This window comes from Curtobacterium sp. PhB172 (assembly GCF_003752545.1).
Lineage (GTDB): Bacteria > Actinomycetota > Actinomycetes > Actinomycetales > Microbacteriaceae > Curtobacterium.
In genome coordinates, this window is the sequence record NZ_RKIF01000013.1 from 56,713 (window position 1) to 75,783 (window position 19,071).

General features: G+C 68.8%; 14 protein-coding genes. 6 read left to right on the plus strand and 8 right to left on the minus strand.

All coding sequences use genetic code 11. The features are described 5' to 3' along the window. Nucleotides 1-53 precede the first annotated feature (53 nt). From EDF42_RS18210 to EDF42_RS18230, 5 genes are all read right to left on the minus strand, one after another. A complete protein-coding gene (locus EDF42_RS18210; RefSeq protein WP_148067870.1) occupies nt 54-2,399 on the minus strand; it encodes a DUF3488 and transglutaminase-like domain-containing protein in 2,346 nt (781 codons plus the stop codon). Beyond that, nucleotides 2,396-3,727 carry a DUF58 domain-containing protein gene (locus tag EDF42_RS18215; protein ID WP_123673877.1) on the minus strand — a complete coding sequence of 444 codons (1,332 nt, stop codon included), beginning with the start codon at nt 3,725-3,727 and terminating at the stop codon, nt 2,396-2,398. The genes EDF42_RS18210 and EDF42_RS18215 overlap by 4 nt, the downstream gene beginning before the upstream one ends. Next, complete coding sequence (locus tag EDF42_RS18220) at nt 3,727-4,719, minus strand: MoxR family ATPase (RefSeq protein WP_235035938.1); 993 nt, start codon at nt 4,717-4,719, stop codon at nt 3,727-3,729. The genes EDF42_RS18215 and EDF42_RS18220 overlap by 1 nt, the downstream gene beginning before the upstream one ends. A gap of 173 nt (nt 4,720-4,892) precedes the next feature. Beyond that, nucleotides 4,893-5,897 (minus strand): sugar phosphate isomerase/epimerase, encoded by a 1,005-nt coding sequence (locus tag EDF42_RS18225; protein WP_123673879.1) that lies wholly within the window; start codon nt 5,895-5,897, stop codon nt 4,893-4,895. Further along, nucleotides 5,894-7,114 (minus strand): Gfo/Idh/MocA family protein, encoded by a 1,221-nt coding sequence (locus tag EDF42_RS18230; protein ID WP_123673881.1) that lies wholly within the window; start codon nt 7,112-7,114, stop codon nt 5,894-5,896. Before EDF42_RS18230 ends, EDF42_RS18225 begins: the two co-directional genes overlap by 4 nt. Nucleotides 7,115-7,212: 98 nt before the next feature. Here EDF42_RS18230 and EDF42_RS18235 point away from each other — a divergent pair, with 98 nt between their 5' ends. Next, nucleotides 7,213-8,208, plus strand: a complete 996-nt coding sequence (locus EDF42_RS18235) for a LacI family DNA-binding transcriptional regulator (protein ID WP_123338643.1) — start codon at nt 7,213-7,215, stop codon at nt 8,206-8,208. 64 nt (nt 8,209-8,272) lie between these two features. On the opposite strand, the gene EDF42_RS18240 is transcribed toward EDF42_RS18235, so the two are convergent. Next, entirely contained in the window at nt 8,273-8,722 is a 450-nt protein-coding gene (locus EDF42_RS18240; protein ID WP_123291868.1) for a MarR family winged helix-turn-helix transcriptional regulator, read from the minus strand. A 210-nt stretch (nt 8,723-8,932) separates the two neighbouring features. On the opposite strand from EDF42_RS18240, the gene EDF42_RS18245 reads away from it, so the two are divergent. From EDF42_RS18245 to EDF42_RS18260, 4 genes are all read left to right on the plus strand, one after another. Continuing rightward, nucleotides 8,933-10,129, plus strand: a complete 1,197-nt coding sequence (locus EDF42_RS18245; protein WP_123673883.1) for an MFS transporter — start codon at nt 8,933-8,935, stop codon at nt 10,127-10,129. A gap of 602 nt (nt 10,130-10,731) precedes the next feature. Further along, complete coding sequence (locus EDF42_RS18250; RefSeq protein WP_221181047.1) at nt 10,732-11,730, plus strand: Swt1 family HEPN domain-containing protein; 999 nt, start codon at nt 10,732-10,734, stop codon at nt 11,728-11,730. 89 nt (nt 11,731-11,819) lie between these two features. Further along, nucleotides 11,820-12,860: an ImmA/IrrE family metallo-endopeptidase gene (locus tag EDF42_RS18255; RefSeq protein ID WP_123673885.1), complete on the plus strand. Its 1,041-nt coding sequence runs from the start codon at nt 11,820-11,822 to the stop codon at nt 12,858-12,860. Further along, nucleotides 12,853-14,016, plus strand: coding sequence for a hypothetical protein (locus EDF42_RS18260; RefSeq protein ID WP_148067872.1), 1,164 nt, complete (start codon nt 12,853-12,855; stop codon nt 14,014-14,016). The genes EDF42_RS18255 and EDF42_RS18260 overlap by 8 nt, the downstream gene beginning before the upstream one ends. A 36-nt stretch (nt 14,017-14,052) precedes the next feature. Here the strand turns inward: EDF42_RS18260 and EDF42_RS18725 are convergent, their stop codons facing one another. Both EDF42_RS18725 and EDF42_RS18270 read right to left on the minus strand, forming a co-directional pair. Further along, nucleotides 14,053-14,691: a hypothetical protein gene (locus EDF42_RS18725; protein ID WP_148067874.1), complete on the minus strand. Its 639-nt coding sequence runs from the start codon at nt 14,689-14,691 to the stop codon at nt 14,053-14,055. Then, nucleotides 14,688-14,999 (minus strand): hypothetical protein, encoded by a 312-nt coding sequence (locus tag EDF42_RS18270; protein ID WP_123673891.1) that lies wholly within the window; start codon nt 14,997-14,999, stop codon nt 14,688-14,690. The genes EDF42_RS18725 and EDF42_RS18270 overlap by 4 nt, the downstream gene beginning before the upstream one ends. Before the next feature lie 625 nt (nt 15,000-15,624). On the opposite strand from EDF42_RS18270, the gene EDF42_RS18275 reads away from it, so the two are divergent. Further along, nucleotides 15,625-18,756 carry an RHS repeat domain-containing protein gene (locus tag EDF42_RS18275; protein ID WP_123673893.1) on the plus strand — a complete coding sequence of 1,044 codons (3,132 nt, stop codon included), beginning with the start codon at nt 15,625-15,627 and terminating at the stop codon, nt 18,754-18,756. The last annotated feature ends 315 nt before the right edge of the window (nt 18,757-19,071 follow it).

Genomic DNA, 19,071 nt, shown 5'->3' on the forward strand with positions numbered 1-19,071 from the left:
CCCTCGCACGGTGCGACGAGCGGTGAGCCCGGGTCAGCCCGGGTCAGGCGGGGTCAGGCGGGGCGACGGGAGCGGCGACGGCCCTCGTGCGACCACGCGGACGACGGCAGCAGGCTCGGCGGCAGCAGGCGAGACCGCAGCACCCGTCCACCGGAAACCGAGGCGTCGAGGGCCTCCCGCGCCTGCTGCACGTGCCGCACGAGCGCACCACCGTCGACCGCTGCGACCCCGCCAGCCGCGAACCGTTCACGGTCGACGGCGTCGACCACGGCGTCGAGGTGCGGGAGTGCCGAGGCCGGCAGCACCGGACGGAGTCGCCCGAGGACGGCCCGGGCGGTCCGGGCCGCAGCCCCTGCGTCACCGGGTGGTGCAAGCCCCGGGGCGTAGCCGTGGTCGGCGACGTCGTCGAGGGCCTCACGCCAGGCGTTCACCGCGGGTGAGCGACCAGCGGCGACGGCCGACAACCGCGACCGCCGTCGGAGCGCTCGGACGAGTCCGGGGGCGATGAGCAACGCGAGGACGAGTGCGGCGCCGAACAGCAGGCCGGCCGGACCGCTGCCGCCCGGGGCACCGGCCGCACCGGGCTGCGCCGACGCCGAGGGGGTCGGCGTCGCCGAGGACTCGGCGGGAGCTGACTGCTCGGGCGCGGGCAGCGGGGACTCGGGCGTCGCGGCAGTCGGGGTCTCGGTGGGTTCGGTCGAGGGTTGCGCTGCCGCGTCGGAGTCCGGCGTCGGCTCGAACGCGACCCAGCCGGCCCCCTTGATGTACAGCTCGGGCCAGGAGTGCAGCTGCCGGTTCGACACCGCGTACTCACCGTCGGGCTGCGCCGCCCCGGCCCGGTACCCCACCGCGATCCGGGACGGGATGCCGAGCGTCCGGGCCATCACGGCCATCGCCGACGAGAAGTGCACGCAGTAGCCCTCGCGCACCTGCAGGAAGGTCGAGACGACGTCCATGCTGTCGCCGTCGTAGCCCTGCTCGACGGGGGCGGTCTCGGAGTAGGTGAACAGGTCGCTGCGGAACCACTGCTCGAGGGCGCGGGCCTGCGCGTAGTCGTCGGACGCGGCCCCGGCCACCCGCTCCGCGGTCGACGAGATGTTCGCGGGGAGGTCCTTCGGCAGCGTCAGGTCGGTCTGCAGCTGGTCACCGCTCGGCTCGCGGAACCCCCGGCCGTCGGCACGGGACAGGACACCCGAGGCCGCGACGGCGTCGAGGTACGCGTTCGCGAAGGTCGAGGCACCGTAGACCTCGTACGTCGCACCGCGCGGCGTGGCCGGACCGGTCGACCGCACGGTGCTCGAGGACCCCATCCAGCGCCACTGCGACAGGTCGAGGTTGGTGGAACGCGACTCGATCGACACCGCCCCGGACGGCACCGGCAGGTACGTGCTCGACAGCCCGGTGATCCGGACCGTGACGTCGCCGCGCGTCGCCAGGCGGGGGTTCACGCCCTCGGCCCACTGCTGCTGGTCGGCGGTGTCGGCCTCGGCGGCGTTCGTCACCGTCGGCACCCAGTCCCCGGTGCCGAACTCGTCCAGGTCGGCGAGCTTGAGGTACTCGGGCTGGCCGTCGGACGACCGGTAGCGGAGCACTTCGAGTTCGCTCGGCTGCCGCAGGTCGTTGCCGAGCTCGAGCAGGGTGCCGGGTCGCCCGGGCTGGATCGGCGACTGGATGGCCCCGGTGACGCCGGACAGCCAGCTCGCGTTGAGCGGCACGATCGCGGGCAGGCCGATCGCGACGACGAGCCCGATCGCACCGACGACCGCGGCCGGGAGCGCTCGCTGCACGGGTCGGACCGACAGCCACAGCAGGGCGAGGAAGGCGACGGCGGTGGTGATGACGAGCGCGGTGCCCGCCGGCTGTCCGGTGATGATCCCCGGCACGATGAGGATGACGAGTGCGGGCGCGGCGGCGAGCGACGGGATCCGGGCGATCGCGGCGAGGAACAACGAGACGCCCGCCACCCAGGCGATCGACACGGTCACGACCAGTCGGATCGCGTCGGTCTGCGGTAACGGCGCGGGGTTCAGGCGGATGGCGGCGAGCGTCTCGCCCAGTGCCCCGTCGGCGTCGAGCCAGCCGAGGGGTTGCACGTCGTTGACCAGGGCGGCGGCGCACGAGCACAGCACGAGGGTGGCGACGAGTGTCACGAACCGGACCCCGGGGGGCCGGCGACGCACCGCGAGCATGACGGCCACGAGCACCGCGACGACCACGACGCCGGACACCCACCAGGCGGTGCCCTGCACGAGTGGGCGGATCGCGAGCGCGGCGATGAGCACGGGCACCGGCGCGAGCGCGACGACCCAGGTGCTCGGGGTGTCACGGGTGTCGTCGTCGCGGTCCAGGACCTCGCGCACGTCGACGGGGCGACGCGACGACGCAGCGGTGCCGCTCACCGTGCGGCTCCGGACGCGGTCGCCCCGGCGACCGGCACCACGAGGGTGCGCCAACCCCCGCGGTCGAGGATCCCGCGGACCACCGGGTCCGGCGGCACGATCGTCGCCATGATCCCGCGGCTCGATCCGCTCGTCGCCGTCACGAGTTCAGCCGCCTGCTCGGCGGTGCAGTTGCCGGTGACCACCGCGGTCATGCCGTGCACGTCCCGTCCACGCACCTCGGGCAGGACCTCGGTGACCGGACGGGCGTCGCTGCGGAGCCGGACGTCCGCGAGTCCGACGAGCACGTCGGTGAGGCCGCCGACGTCACCGGCGTGCCGGGTGCTGCCGGACGGTCCGTCGCTCACGAGCACGACGCGCGAGGTCCGGGCGGCGAGGGCGCGGGCGACACTGGCAGCGACGACGACGGCGTGCTCGAAGGCCTGGTCACCGCCCAGGTCGGACAGCTCCGCCAGGTCCTCACGCCCGAGGCCCTGGTACGACTCGCGCCGGACGTCGAGCGCGATGACGGCCTCGGGGGGTTGCGCCTGCGTGGTCTGCCGGACGTGCAGTTCGCCGCGGCGAGCACTCTGCGCCCAGTGCACCCGACGGATGGGGTCGCCGGGACGGTACGGCCGGAGTTCGCTGTCGTCGGCGGACCCGCCCTGCCCGACCCGTCCTTCGTCGGCGGAGACGGCCCCGGCGAGGGCGCCGGTGTCGATCGCGGCGAGGGGTGCGCTCGCGGGGACGACGACGACCTCTTCTGCCGGCACCACCGGGCGGTCGATGCGGAGCAGGCCGAACGGGTCCTCGACCCGGATGGTGACGGGTCCGACGAGCGTGCGGCCGCGGTGCATCGCGAGTGCCTCGACGTCGAGCACCGCTGGCGGCAGGCCCGGGCCGACGAGCGCGTAGGTCTCCGCCTCGGACGCACTCGCGAAGGCGTCCTCGAGCTGTTCGCGGACGAGCAGGGTCGACCGCGGGCCGATCGGCAGACTGGTGCTGCCGAGGGTGATCCGCTCGCGGTACACCTCGCCGACCTGCACGATCGCGCGGGCCGTGCTCCGGCTGCCCCGGAGCGGTGCGGCGACCACGAACGCCATCACGATGCCGAGCACGACGAGCACGAGCAGCAGCAGCCCGGCCGAGACGGCGACGCTGGTGGTGCCCACGAGTCCACCCCCGATCAGCCCGATGCCGATCGCGATGACGGTCCAGCCGCGCACGGTCGGACGGGGGAACGGCGTGCGCCGGAGCAGGGACAGCCCACGGCGGCCGAAGCGCCCGAGCGTCGAGCGCGCGGCACCGGTGCGCCGCAGCAGCGACGACGGTGCCGATCGGCCGGGCATCAGGAGCGGACGGGGGTCGCCGTGAACGGCACGGCGGTGTCGGAGACGATGCGGACGACGATCTCGCGCACGGTGTCCTCGCCCGTGCCACCGAGTCCGCGCGCCACCGGCACGAGCCGGTGGGCGAGCACGATCGGCGCCAGGGCGGCGACGTCGTCCGGCGTGACGAACGGCCGGCCGAGCAACGCCGCGTGGGCGCGGGCCGCCTGGGCCAGGTGCAGCGTGGCGCGGGGGCTGGCGCCGAGCACCAGGTCGGGGTGGGTGCGTGTGGAGCGGACGATCGCGATGACGTACGCCTCGACGTCGGGGGCGATGTGGACGTTCGCCACCGCCTCGATGATCCCGCGCAGCGTGGTCACGTCGACGATCGGTCGCAGGTGCGACAGCGGGTCGCCGCCGCCGCGGTTCGCGAGCATCTGCCGTTCGGCGTCGACGCTCGGGTACCCCATCGTGATGCGCGCCATGAAGCGGTCACGCTGGGCCTCGGGCAGCGGGTACGTGCCCTCCATGTCGATCGGGTTCTGCGTCGCCACGATCATGAAGGGGCGATCGAGCAGCCGGGTCACGCCGTCGACCGTGACCTGCGACTCGGCCATCGCCTCGAGCAGGGCGGACTGGGTCTTCGGGCTGGTGCGGTTGATCTCGTCACCGATGACGACGTTCGCGAACACCGGCCCCGGTGAGAACCGGAACGTGCCCGAGGACTGGTCGAAGATGTTCACCCCGGTGACGTCCGACGGCAGCATGTCGGACGTGAACTGGATGCGGTTCACCGAGCCGCCCACCGAGGCGCCGAGTGCCTTCGCCAGGACCGTCTTGCCGACGCCGGGGACGTCCTCGACGAGCAGGTGCCCCTCGGCCAGCATCACGGTGAGGGCGGTGCGGATCGCCTCGGTCTTGCCGTCGATCACCGTCGAGACGGACGCGACGATGGCGTCGCCGACCTCTCGGATGCGCTCGAGGGGGAAGGCGGGGTCGGTCGGCTCCGGCACGCAGGGCTCCTCGTCTCGGGACAGGTGTCGTGCATGCTACATCGGTCCGGTGACAGCGCCCGGTGGGCGTGTCACCGATGCGCACTGGACGGGAGGCCCGTGGGACGTGCGCCGATCAGCGCACGTCCCACGGGCCTCCCGTTGCGGATCACGTGGTGCGTCTCAGACGCGGCTCACGCGCGCGTCGTGAGCGCCGTGTCGGCTGCGAGCAGGACCTTCGCGGCGACCGCGACCCCTTCTTCGCGACCGAGCTCGGTGTCCTCGTGCTCGATGTTGACCCACATGTCCGGGTCCACCTCGCGCAGGGCCTCGAGGAACGCCGACCAGTACGCCTTGTCGTGACCCCTGCCGAGCGCGACGAAGTCCCACGCGGACGGCTTCGGCCACTCGTTGGCCCACTCGTCGCCACCGAGGTTCGTGCGCGGCTCGTCCGGCGACAGCCGACGGAACGAGTTGTCGAGCACGCCGTTGATCGCCGCGTGCGGGTTGATCCGGACATCCTTCGCGGCGGCGTGGAAGACCAGGTCGCCGAGGTCGCGGACGACCGCCACCGGGTCCATCTGCTGCCAGAACAGGTGACTCGCGTCGAGTTCGACGCCGATGTTCGTCAGGCCACCGCGCTGCACGAGCTCGCGGATCGTCGCCGGGTTGAACACCACGTTCTGCGGGTGCAGCTCGAGTGCGACCTTGACCCCGTGCTCCCGCGCCAGGGCGTCGATCTCCTGCCAGAACGGCACGGCGACGCTCCACTGGTACTCGATGACGTCGAGCGCGGCGGAGTTCCAGGCGTTCACGATCCAGTTCGGTCGGGTGCCGCCGGGCTCGCCGGCCGGCAGCCCGGACATCGTGACGACGCGGTCCTGGCCGAGGCGCGCGGCGAGGCGGATGCTGCGCCGGATGTCCTCGGCGTGGGCCTGGCCGATCGCTCGGTCCGGGTGCAGCGGGTTGCCGTTGCAGTTCAGGCCGGCGATGGACACCCCGGTGCCCTCGAACCGGGCGAGGAAGGCGTCACGTGCGGCGTCGTCCTCGATGATCGCGTCGATGTCCGGCACGTGCACCGGCGGCAGGAACCCGCCGGTGTTCAGCTCGATGCCGGTCAGGCCGTTGCCCGCGATGGCCGTCAGGGCCTCGGCGAGCGGCCGGTCGTGGAAGATCGCGTTGTACAGACCCAGCTTCATGCGTGCGCTCCTTCGGTGGTGCGGACGGACGGCACGTCGAGGGAGGCCCCACCGGCCCCGGCGGACCGTGCCACCGCGTCGAGGATCTCCATGTTGTGCACGCCGTCGTCGAACGTGGCGTTGGCCGGCAGCGGGTCCGCGACGCCGGCGACCTCGTCGAGGAACGCGCGCGCCTGGTACTCGAACATCTGGTTCTGCCCCCAGCCGACTCCGGGCGCGTCCATCGCCATGCCGCCGGCGACGTAGGGGTGGTCCGGGCCGAGCACGACCTGGCGGTACCCACCGAGGCGGGAGCCGTCGGACTGCAGCGCGAGGCCGATCTCCGAGGCGCGCTCCTGGTCCCAGCGCGCTGCACCGTTCTCGCAGAAGACCTCGATGACCAGGCCGTTCGGGTGTGCCGTGGCGACCCGGGACACCTCGAGTGAGCCCACCACGGAGCCGTCGCCGAAGCGTGCGTTGAAGGTGGCGTAGTCGTCGTTCTCGACGTCGGCGAACTCACCGGTCAGCGGGACGGCCTGGCCGCGCAGGGCGAACCCGGCGGCGATCGGGCGCTTCGTGATCGCAGTGGTGAACATGCCGCCGTTGACGCTCTGCACCTCGCCGGCCAGGAACTCGGCCACGTACGCCAGGTGCGAGCCGACGTCGGCGAGGGCTCCGGTGCCGGGGGCACCCGCGAAGCGCCACGAGAAGGGCACGTCGGGCGACGAACCGTAGTCGGTCCAGTAGCGGGCGGAGACGTGCAGGACGCGGCCGAGCGTGCCGTCCTCGACGAGCTGCTTGATCGCGGCGAGGCCAGGGGCGCGGCGGTAGGTGAACCCGACGCGGGCGACGAGCCCACGCTGCGATGCCTCGGTGGCCGCGGTGGCCATCGCCCGTGCGTCCTCGAGCGAGTCCGACAGCGGCTTCTCGCACAGGACGTGCTTGCCGGCGGCCAGCAGCCCCTCGACGATCTCGCGGTGGAGCTTGTTCGCGACGACGACGCTCACGACGTCGATGTCGTCGGCCTCGGCGATGGCTCGCCAGTCCGTGTCGTGGCGGGCGTAGCCGAAGCGCTGCGCAGCCTCGGCCGCCAGCGGCTCGTACACGTCGCCGATCGACACGAGCCGCACGGGCGGCAGCGTCGGGGCGAAGAGTGAGGGTGCGTTCCGCCACGCGGCCATGTGGGCCTTGCCCGCCATGCCCGCCCCGATGACGGCGACGCCGATGCTGTCGCTCATGGTTCTCTCCTTCGAGAAGTCCGGTGCCGATTCTGGAACGTTCCAGAACGTGTCGGTAGACTGTAGACCGACCACCCCATGTCCTGTCAAGGAGCCGCGTGTCACGACCCCCGACGATCATCGACGTCGCGACCCGTGCCGGCGTCTCGAAGTCACTCGTCTCGATGGTGCTCCGCGACGATCCGGGCGTCTCCGACGCACGCCGCTCGGCCGTGCTCGCGGCGGCCGCCGAGCTCGGCTACCGCCCCAACCGCGCCGCCGCGATCCTCGCCGGCACCCGGACCCGCACCGTCGGCGTCATCGTCGACGACTTCCGCAACCCGTGGTTCGTCCCCCTGCTCGACGGCATCCGCGACGCGCTCGCACCGCACGGCCTGCGACTCACCCTCGCGGACACCCGTGCGAACGCCCACCTCGACTCCTCGCCGTTCGACGACCTCGTCTCACTGCGGGTCGACGGCGTCGTCCTCGCCGCCGAGGGCTTCCCCGACCTGGTCGTGCCGGCCGACACCCCCGTCGTCGTCGCCGGCGCCCGGGCCGACGTACCGGGAGGGCTCGACGTCGTCGCCTCGGACGAGGCCGCTGGCGGCCGGTTGGCAGCGGATCACCTGATCGGGCTCGGTCACCGCCGCATCGTCCACGTCACGGGTTCGGGAGGCCCGGCTGCGGTCCGCCGCGAGGGCACCGTCGCGCGGATGGTCGCGTCCGGCATCGCGCCGCTGGTCTACGGCGACGGCCCGACGTCCGAGACGACCGGGTACGAGGGCACCCGCCGCGCACTGCGGGACCACCCGGACCTGACGGCGGTGTTCGCCGCGAACGACGTCATGGCGATGGGCGCGATCGCCGCCGTGCGCGAAGCCGGACTCCGGGTCCCCGAGGACGTCTCGGTGGTCGGCAACGACGAGACCCCGCTCGCCGCCTCACCCCTGCTGCGCCTGACCACGGTCGACCCGCACAACGACGAGGTCGGGCGGCTCGCGGCGAACCGGCTCGTGGAGCTCGTCGGCGCGGCCGAACGACCCGCTCCGAGCAGCGTCCTGGTGCCGCCGTCGCTCGTCGTGCGGTCCACGACGGCGCCGCCGCGGGCCTGAGGCGCCACCGCCCACCGACCGCAGTGCGCGGGGCGGCGGTGATCCGGGCCTCCCGGCCGACGGATCAGACGCTGGCACCCTCGAGCCGGTCGACCGCGACCGCGAGTTCCTCGAGCTCGGGGACCTCGCGCGCTTCGGCGAGCGCCCCCTCGAGCGCAGCGGCGTGGATCGGCGTGGCCGCGTCCAGCAGCCGCTGACCGGCATGGGTGAGCTCCGTGTAGAGCCCGCGGCGGTCGTCGGCGCAGAGCACGCGGGTGAGGAGCGCACGTTCCTCGAGCCGGTTGACCAGCCGGGTCGTGGCACTCGGGCTGAGGGCCGCCGCGCGGGCGAGCTGCTGCATGCGCATGTGGAAGCCGTCCTGTCGGCGCAGCGCGTCGAGCACGGTGTACTCGACCACGGACAGGTCGACGTCGCGCAGCGCGCGCTCGAGTCGCGTCTCGATCAGGCCGTGCAGCGCCGCCAGGGTGCGCCAACCGTGGGCGCGGACGGCGGTGGAGGTGTCGTCAACGGACATCGGGCTCCTTCTGGTCGGTTGCGCGGTCGGTTGCGGCGGTCGGTTGCGGCGGTCGGTTGCGGCGGTCGGTCGCCACGGTCGGTCGCTGCGGTCGTTGCGGGCGCGTGTAGTTGCTTGCGCTGATACCCCGCGTATGCAACTATCGATACCGCGCGTCTGCAACAACCAGCGTACGCGGCACAGCGCCACCGCACAACGGAAGGAACCCCCATGCCCGCGGGACTCATCGCCCTCGCACTCGGCGGATTCGGCATCGGACTGACCGAGTTCGTCATCACCGGCCTGCTACCCGAGGTCGCCGCCGACTACGGCGTCACCGAGACCACGGCCGGCTGGCTCGTCACCGGCTACGCACTCGCCGTCATCGTCGGCGCCCTCGGCCTGACCGCAGCCACCACCCGGCTCCCCCGCAAGCCCGTCCTGCTCGGGCTGCTCGTGCTGTTCATCATCGGCAACACGCTGTCGGCGATCGCACCGACCTACGAGGTGATGATGTCCGGACGCGTCATCGCGGCACTCTGCCACGGAGCGTTCTTCGGCATCGGCTCCGTCGTCGCCGCGAACATGGTCGAGCGCTCGAAGCGCGCCTCCGCGGTCGCCCTGATGTTCACGGGGCTGACAGCGTCGAACGTGCTCGGGGTGCCGTTCGGCACGTTCCTTGGCCAGGCGCTCGGCTGGCGTTCGACCTTCTGGGCCATCGTCGCGATCGGTGTCGTCGCCCTGGTCGGCGTCCTCGTGCTCGTCCCCGCCGTCCGTCAGACCGACACCCCGTCACTGGCCCGCGAGCTCGGCGCCTTCCGCTCCGACCAGGTGTGGCTGTCGCTCGGCATGACCGTGCTCGGCTACGGCGGGATGTTCGGGGCGTTCACCTACATCGCGTACACGCTGACCTCGGTGTCCGGCTTCCCGTCCTCGGCGGTGCCGTGGCTGCTCGTGGTGTTCGGCGTCGGGCTGTTCGTCGGGAACTTCGTCGGCGGCAAGCTCGCCGCACGTTCGATCGACCGGACCCTGCTCGTCGTGCTCGTCGCCCTCACCGTGGTGCTCGGGCTGTTCGCCCTCGTCGCGACCTCGCCCGTGCTGACCGTCATCGCACTCGTGCTGATGGGTGCCTTCGGGTTCGCGACCGTGCCGGCCCTGCAGACGCGCGTGATGCAGTACGCAGACCACGCGCCGACCCTGGCGAGCGGGGCGAACATCGCGGCGTTCAACCTCGGGAACGCGTTCGGTGCCTGGATCGGTGGGCTCACCATCGCCGCTGGGCTCGGCTACACCTCGCCGATCTGGGCGGGCGCCGGGATCACCCTGGCCGCCGTGGCCCTGACGCTCGTCGCCATGGGTGCCGTGCGGCGTGGGCGTTCGCGCGGCGCTGGCGAGCTGACCTCGACAGGGAGCATCGCGACGGCCTGACGGCAGCCCGGCGGAACCAGGTTCCGGACACAGCACCACGCCGTTCCGCGGTGCCGTGTCCGGAACCTGGTTCACGCGGCGTGCAGACCAGCACGGAGACGACGAAACCCCGGTCCGATCGGACCGGGGTTTCATGGAGTGGGGTAGTTCACGACTAGTCCTACATCGCCATTCTCAAGCGGATCCTGCGGTGGTCGTACGAGCCGATGAGCACAGCGCAGCATGCTCGCCTGGCACAGATGCGGCCCATCGAACGCGCATTGCTCGCCCTCGCCCGTTCTCCCGCGACTCGTCTGCGCCCTTCGTGCGGCGCTGGCTCTCGCGAACCGCTTGGCGCGCAAAGCCACGCGCCGCGGAACCCGCCAGACCCCTGTTTGGGCAGGATCCGGCGGCGGGATCTAATCGTCGACAAGCTTCGTTTGATCGGTGCCACTGAGCGGTGTCCACGCCGTCGTAGTGCCACGGTCCGTCCGTCCGTGGCCGGGCGCAAAAAGGTGTCGCACGTAACGGTTGGTCCGGCACGTCCGATTGTGGTGGTTATGGATGTAGTCGACGAATCGAGTCTCCCCAGTGTGCTTCGCGGACCGTCGGGAGATGCGATTGTGTCCGCGCACGCCCTTGGGGTGCCACAGCAGTCCATTGCGATGTATGCCCGGTGGTGGCAACTTGAAGCCTGGGCACGCGACCTGGTCTACATGGAGCTGCGGGCCGCATTCGGGGCCGAGTGGACGGAGGCGGTCAAGCGAGCCCAACGACGCGAGGAGCGTGACGCGTCGTTCTCGCACATGACAGGGGTCGACAACGACAACCCACTCGCCTACCTCGATTACTCACAGCTCGTGCAGATCATTCGTAGTGACTGGCATCTGTTTGCGCCGTCCCTCTTCGAACAGACTGCGTGGGAGGGGCGCCAAGCCGAACTCCTGCAAATTCGTCACCGGATCGGCCACATCAGGCGCCCAAACCGAGACGATCTTGCTCGTATTGAGCAGACTCTGCGCGACCTTGAGGCTGGCGCGTTCATAGCCATGTCCGATTACAACTCTCGGTGGCGTCCGCCGACCACTGGAGCCGATGCGGTCACTGATGGCTGGGTCCGCGGTAATCATCCCACCGCACAGCGACTCACGGAGCACGCCCAGCGGCGCTACGACATCGAGTACCAAGTTCAGTTCAGTGCCCGACCGTGGGCGACCGCGCCGTTCGAGTACGGCGCCGGGATCCTCTGCCACGTCGACTTCCACGCTGGGCAGCGCACGATCGATGTCGCGCAGCTTTGGCGTGATCTGCGAGCCCTCGGGTTACTCAAGTACGTCGTCGCCATCGACGTGGGCAACGCATCGTGGGTAGGCGTCACCTTCTCGGGCGCTGATGACGCCGATGTCGTCTCCGATGCGATCGGGAAGACGTTCGAAGTCGTTCTGCAGGTCAGCAGCCCCGGGTATGACCCCGAACGATGGGCGAAGCGCGAGCAGTCGTATCGGCAGATTGATTACCGCGTCCACGTGGACACCGGCTGGAACATCGTCGCCGCGGACACCCTGCCAATCAGCAACTTCAACTCTGGTGGAGGGGTTGAGTTCCCTCCGTCGCGGACGTGATGAGCGACGGCGGGGACGATCGCAGGTGAGGTCCGCGATGACAGGGTACAAGGTTCGAATATTCGAGCACCGTCTGCTATTCTCGGGGCATGACATCGAGCCTCGCCGACCGCGCCGCACTGCTGCGCACACTCCGAGTCGCTCATGGACTCACGCAGGCGGACCTGGTGGAAGCGACGAAGATCTCGCAGGCCGCTTTATCGAAGGCGGAGCGAGCACGAGAGGACCTCGACTCAGATCGCTGGGCAGCGCTTGAGCGCGCACTCGCTGTCCCCTCCGGCTCGTTTGCGGATGCTCCGGTAGCGCGTTCGGATGCGAGGGTGTTCCACCGGAAACAGAAGACAACCCCGGAGACCGCGCTGAAGCGAATCCGAGCTGAGCTTGATCTGACGAGTCTCCGAGCGAGCCAGCTCCTCGGCACCTCGGCCACGTCACCGCGGCTGCGTCGTCGATCACTTCCGGAGGATGGTTTCGACACTCCCGCGGACATCGCTGCCCTTGTCAGGCGGGACCTTGACGTTGCAGCCGGTCCCATCGGCGACCTCACCGCGGTTGTCGAGGCGGCCGGCGTGGTTGTTCTGACCGCGGATCTTGATTCCGCGCAGGTCGATGCGATTGCGGGCTGGCCAGACGAAACTGTTCCGATCATCTTGGTGTCTCGGCACACCTCGGCGGAGCGGCAACGATTCACGCTCGCTCACGAGCTTGGACATGCGGTCATGCATGACACGGCTGCTTCGCCGCTGCACGAGCAGCAAGCGGATGCCTTCGCAAGCGCCTTCCTGATGCCCGAGCGGGAGTTCCGGCGCGACTGGGCAGGATCCGACCTGGACGCATTACTTCGACTTAAGCGCCTCTGGCGCGTGTCGTTGGGCGCCGTCATCCGGCGGGCGTTCGATCTGGACTTGGTGTCGGATCGGGAGTACCGCGGACTGAATGTCACCCTCGCAACCACCGGGATGCGCCGCCGCGAACCGGAGCCGCTTGCCGTTGAGATCCCCACGATGTTGCGGCGGGCCGTCGAGGACGCACTCAGCCGTGGCGTCACCGCCGAGCAGCTTGCCCGCTCCGCTTACATGCTCGAGCCCGAATTCCGTGCCACCTTCTTGGAGGATCCGCACCATGCCTGACCAATACAGCGTGATCAGCAATCAGAACCTCCGAGGTTCCCTCCAAGCGAGCGCGCCCACCCGTCGCGTTGAGGTTGGCGATGCACGCAGTCTGCTGCGCGGACGTCAGCTCTTCGTGCTCGGCGAAGAGGTCATCGACGCAGCGCCGTGGATTTCAGCTTCAGCGAGCGGGATCGTAACGACGGGTGCGTACGGGGTTCGACAGGCACGGCAGTTGAAGGATGCGCATCCCGAGCACGCGCTGATCATCGAGCCGACCCGTATCGAGGGCGAATCCGGCCACTGGGCGAACCCGGAGCAACCGTTTTACCTCGGTGACCCGAACATGATGCTCCGGCCGACCCTCGATGAGGCCCTCACGGAGATGCGTGCTGCTCACAGCGCGATTGCGATCACGCCAACCGGGCAGTTCAAGGTGGGTGACTCCGACTCTTTGAAGACGGCACTGTCGATGGTGAACGACGTTGACCGGACCGATACCGCGTTCCTCATCCCCATCAGCGGAGCGGTCCTCGATCGGGAGGACACCGTTCGTCAGCTCATCGCAGTCATCAATCGCAGCAACCACCCTGTGCTGCTTGCTCTGACATCTGACAAGAACCCAGTCCACAACGAGCGCCGTCGCCGCGCATACCGGCGCATCTTCGAGGGAGCCACGAACATGGTGATCCCGTGGCGTGTGGACCTGAGCGGCTTTGACGCGCTAGCTCACGGAGCCGTAGGCATGGCAGCCGGAGTGATCCCATCGAAGCGACGCCTGACCCCTGCCGGCCGAAAGGGTGGCAGGGCTGCAGACCCCTCGGACATGGCACCCCACATGTTCATCGGGGACCTACTGCGCTTCGTCCGCTCCACCGAGCTTCGTCGACACTGGTTCGTTGACGTGGAAAGCATCGCCTGCACGTGTGCGATCTGCGAGAACCAGCCGATCGACCGGCTCTTCCATAGCAGCGAGGACCGGCTCACCGGACACCTCCACAACGCCCTGGATCTGCAACGCCTCCACCATCAGACACTCGGACTCTCCCCGACCGAGATCGGTGCGTGGTGGGCCACTCAAGCTGCGGCAGCCTTAGACGCCTACGCACAGCTGGAGTCCTACCTCGGACGTGCAATACCGATTGACGACGAGGTGATGTTCTGGAACGAGCGCTGAGGTGATGACGCTCGCGCAGTGCCGTTCGGGAACAGGTCAGCTTCGGACAGCGTCAACGAACTGTCGGTAGACCGTCTCGGCGAAGAGCCAGCGAGCGGCGGTGAATCGTCGCGGGTTGAACGTGTCCGCGTCGATGATGACGCGGGCACCGCTGCCATCTTCGATGGTGAGTCCGATGCCGTAGTGGCTGGCTTCGATGGAGGCGGCCAACTCATCCGACACTCCCCTCGCCATCACAATCTTCCGAGGGCCGTAGCCGTTCCATCGGTGGGCCGCCTGCATGGCTAACGGCCATCGCGAAGAAGCGATTTCAATCTCGACGACTCGAACGGGGACGTCCACACGTCGGCAAGCCCACACGTCGCCATCAGGGTCGGCGAAGATGTCCACCGTGCTAGCCGAATGCGATGCCAGGTCGATCGCGACATCCACGAAGCGTGGTGGTACTGGGGCAAGGTCGTCTGTCGGCAGAGCTAAGAGCATCGCGAGTGCTCGTTCATCCTCGATCGCAGCAGTGCCAACCTTCTCGCGTCGTGCATGCTCCTCCGCGTTGACCGCGTACGTAACCGTGATGCGAGAGCCGAATACGTCGGCGGTGTGACGGCAAAGCATCTCACCAGGCAACAGTTTCGCGGCGTCACCTAGCGCGACTGCTTCCAGATGCACGTCCTTCACCTCTCTACCTCGATCGCCGCGTTCAACAGCGCGGACGCCGCGGCCCAAAATGGGTGCCCCTCGGCACGACGGTACCGTTGAGGTTCGGTCCGGCTTGCCCGGCCCAGCCGGTCGAGCAGACGCACTCCTTCGAGGTCCACGATCACGCGGCGGACCGCGGGCTGGGTCAGTCTAAGTTCCGCTTGCAGGACGGTTGCATCCGTCTCTGCCGGCCCTTGGCCGATCGCGGTGGCCACACGCAGGAAGTGGACGTCGTTGAACAACGTCTTCGACCACGTTCGGGCGGTCGCTTCATGCCGATGCTGCATGGGTCTAGCGTAATGCGTAAATCGTTTTTCGTATAGCAGCGTCAGATGACAGGTCCATGTCGCTCCATGGTTCGCAGATCCCGGTGAGACCCAGCCACTGACGCATCAGCCCGGCGCAACCTCACCAGGCCCGGCGGTCACGTATGAAACTGCCCGCGTCTGACACTGCGTTCGATGGGGTGCAGCTCCGTCGACGTCTTGGGGCGCAACCCTGTGAGCAGCTGCGCTTGGCGTCGGCTTGTTCGCTTCGGTCCGTGTCGTCAAGACGCTCGCGGCTGCCCTGGGGGCTGCGGTTTTCCGCATGCCCCCGTTTGGGGGGTGCGACTTATGCAGGGATGCCGTTAGGTTTCGAACAACCCTCATCTGAGCTGACAGTGCTGTCGACGGGTGATGCGGGCGTTTCACGCCATTCGAGTGGCCTTGGGGTGTCTTGGCCACGTTTCATCACCCGCGTCATCGTGCTCTTCCGCTAGGGGAACCCGTGCTTCTTGCTCCACGCCGTAAGGCTGTCCATTCATCGTTCGGTTGGAAGGTTGCGCTCGTCGGCGCGGTCAGCGTCGCCCTCGTGGGCGGTGTCACCGAAGTCGCTCACGCGGCGATCCCGACGGGTCCAACAACGACCGGATTGACCGGGTCTCGGCCGTCGGCGACCACGTTGCCGTTCGCGGTCTCGGACCAGGTCGGCGTCGCCGTTGACGTGGCCACGGGCAACCTCGAGGTCACGACCGCTGGGTTGTCGCTGCCGGGTGCGAGCGGGACGAACGCGATCACGCAGACGTACAACTCGTTGGGCTGGCAGGCCGCGAATGCCAACACGCATCAGGCGGTGCGTTGGACGACGGGGATCGCCGGTGCCGGCTCGTTCTCTGCCGGTGCATCGGGATCTGTCGTGTACACGGCGCCCGACGGTGCGACGTGGAACTTCGCGTCCGCGACGTCGACGACGTTCACCGCGCCGGCCGGGTTCCTCCGCAAGCTTGTCGCCTCTGGGACGACGAACCCGACGTACACGATGACGGATCCGGCGACGGGGCAGGTCATCACCTCGAACGTCAACGGGTTCCCGGTGTCGGTTGCGGACCGCAACGGCAACACGACGATGGAGACGAACACGGCGAGCGTGCCGGTGAAGATCATCAGCACCGCAGGTACCGACGCAGCAAAGACCGCCAACGGCGCGTACGACGCGACCACGCGCGCGTACACGGTGACGCAGGGCTCCGGTTCTGCTGCCCGGTCGGTGAAGTGGGTGAAGGACACCAACGGCAACCTCACCTCCTACGTCGATGGCGCCGGGAAGACGACGACGTTCGCGTACTCCGGAAATGACCTGACGCAGATCACGAGCCCGACGGGTGCGACGACGACGATCAGTTACTCCGGCACCACGCACAAGGTGTCCCAGGTGCTGCAGTCGAACACCACTTCCGGTAGCGCAGGGGCGTCAACGACGCGGCTGAGCTATGCGTCGGCGACGTCGACGCTGGTCGCGTCCCCGAACACGGACACCGCGACCGCGGTGGCGTCGGTGCCGCACACGACGTACGCGATCAACTCGTCGCAGAAGCTCGTCAACACTGTCACGGACGCAGCCGGCCGGGTCCGGTCGAAGACGTACAACGGTGCGAACCTGCAGCCGTCCACGTCGACCGTCGGATCGGGATCGTCGGCGTCAACGACGACCGCGACGTATGGGGCGAACAGCAGCCAGTCCCTGACGAAGGTCGCTTCCACCGGCGGTGCGTCGCAGTCGATCGGTTACAACGCATCTCCCGCGGCCACGGCGTACTCGCCGGCATCGACCACGGACGACGCCGGCAACACGTCGAACCTCACCTACGACGGTGTCGGCAACCAGCTGACCAGCAGCACCGGGTCCGGTGCCACCGCCGCGACGGCGACGCTGACCTACACGGCCGGGCAGGTTGCCACGGCGACTGCGCCGGGCAACGGCACGAACAAGACCAACTACACGTACGAGAACAAGCAGCTCAAGACCGTCACGCCCGTCACCGGCACCAGCCTCGCCGCCCGCACGTACTCCTACGACGCGCTCGGCCGGATCGCGTCAGCGTCCGACGGTGCCGGACGGACGACGAACTACACCTACGACGGTGACGACCGGTTGCTCACCACGAGCTTCTCGGATGGCACCCCGACGGTGACGAACACGTACGACAACGCCGGGCACCTGCTCACCCAGGCTTCCGCCGGCGGGACGATCACGAACACGTACGACCAGCTCGGACACCTGCTCTCGACCGGCAACACCGCGAACGGCTCTGTCAGCTACACGTACGACAAGGTCGGCAACCAGACCTCGTTCACCGGGCCCGACGGCACTATCACGTCGGCGTATGACGACTCCGGTGTGCTGACCTCGACGACGACCCCGTCGCCCTCGAGCAGTGGCACGCAGCAGTTCCACTTCATCACCGACGACAACGGCCGCCGCACCGACACGTACACGGACGCCAACAGCACCAACAGCACCTGGGCGAGCCGCACGCACACCGACTACGACACCAACGGCCGCATCACCGAAACCCAAGGCTTCGTCGGCCCGTCGTCGACGGACAACAGCCAGATCTACGACCTCCGCTACTGCTACAACGCCGGCAGCACCGCACCCGCCTGCGGCACCACGACCACGAACGACCGGTCCAAGGTGCAATGGGTGACCGACAATCTCACCGGGCAGAGCACCACGTACACGTACGACAGTCGCGGCCGCATCACGAAGGCCGTCACCACTGGCTCCGGCACCGCGACCGCGGGCACGTGGGAGTTCGGGTACGACGTGCGGGGCAACCGCACCTCGGCGAAGTTCACCACCGCTGGCGGCACCGTCACCACCAACCAGGCGCTGACGTACAACGCGGCGAACCAGATCACCAACACCGGGTACACGTACGACGGGGCCGGGAACCTCACCGCAGCACCCGAGTACACGTTCACCTACAACGCCGCCGAGCAGATGACCTCCGCCGTGCACAACGGATCCCAGACGACGACGTACACGTACGCCGGCGCTGACCAGAAGTCGCTGCTGTCCCTGTCCACAGCCGGCGGAACCACCCGCACGTACATGTACGGCAGTGCGGACCAGAACGGCAACCCGACCCTGGTCACCTCCACCCGGAACGGGCAGCGGTCGAACATCGTCAACGACGCCAAGACCGGGCAACCCATCGCCCTCGCCACCCCGTCCTACGTCACTGGGCTGTACGCGTACGACGGGACCGGGAACCCGTTCGCGCTCCTCGTCGACGACGCAGCCGCGTTCTCCCACTCCTACGACCCGTACGGCACCGAGACCGTCAGCTACGACGGCGGCGGCGACGGCCTCCCGTCCAACCCGTTCACCTTCAAGGCCGGCATCGGCGACATCGCCACCGGCCTCGTGAAGTTCGGGCAACGCTGGTACAACCCCTACATCGGCGCCTGGACCCAGCAAGACACCCTCGACTCGCCACTCGACCCCAGCAACGGCAACCGGTACGCGTACGCAGCCAGTGATCCAATCAACAACTACGACCCGCGAGGCTTGGCCTACTGCTCGTCCTCCGTGGCGTGCTATACCACTCCGGATGGCGTGAACCACCTTGGAACCGGCCCAGCGGAGACCGATGCTCAGCTGCGAGCAGCCAACGGCTGTATTCTCTCGTTGGGTATCGCGGCATTCTCAGGGGCTGGCGCCATTGCCTACGGCCTTGGCGTCGGAGCCGTTCTCGGAATTTGCGGATACTCTTTGTAGGGATAATCTTGAAAAAAGTATTTCTGCTACTCTTCGGCAGAGTGAGCACAAGTGCCAGCGTGGTATTTGGCGTCGCCTTCATCGCCGTAGGCGCTTATATCCTATATAACGGGCATGGAATAGCTGCAATTATTGCCTTCATCGTCGGGGGGCTGGCCCTCGTTGCAGCCCTGTTCCAGTATCGGCTAAGCCACGACGACGGCGCACCCCGAGATAATCAAAAAGACACGGATTCTTAAGGAACCTCAGTAGTCGGACGGCTCGGCCGCACCCGCAACAGGAGGCGCAAGCGTTGTCGTGGGCGTGAACGCCATT

Coding starts and splice junctions, on each gene's coding strand:
- EDF42_RS18245 (WP_123673883.1), top strand. CDS start 8,933: ATGCCCGCGGGACTCATCGCCCTCGCACTCGGCGGATTCGGCATCGGA.
- EDF42_RS18225 (WP_123673879.1), bottom strand. CDS start 5,897: ATGAAGCTGGGTCTGTACAACGCGATCTTCCACGACCGGCCGCTCGCC.
- EDF42_RS18260 (WP_148067872.1), top strand. CDS start 12,853: ATGCCTGACCAATACAGCGTGATCAGCAATCAGAACCTCCGAGGTTCC.
- EDF42_RS18255 (WP_123673885.1), top strand. CDS start 11,820: ATGACATCGAGCCTCGCCGACCGCGCCGCACTGCTGCGCACACTCCGA.
- EDF42_RS18230 (WP_123673881.1), bottom strand. CDS start 7,114: ATGAGCGACAGCATCGGCGTCGCCGTCATCGGGGCGGGCATGGCGGGC.
- EDF42_RS18215 (WP_123673877.1), bottom strand. CDS start 3,727: ATGCCCGGCCGATCGGCACCGTCGTCGCTGCTGCGGCGCACCGGTGCC.
- EDF42_RS18270 (WP_123673891.1), bottom strand. CDS start 14,999: ATGCAGCATCGGCATGAAGCGACCGCCCGAACGTGGTCGAAGACGTTG.
- EDF42_RS18240 (WP_123291868.1), bottom strand. CDS start 8,722: ATGTCCGTTGACGACACCTCCACCGCCGTCCGCGCCCACGGTTGGCGC.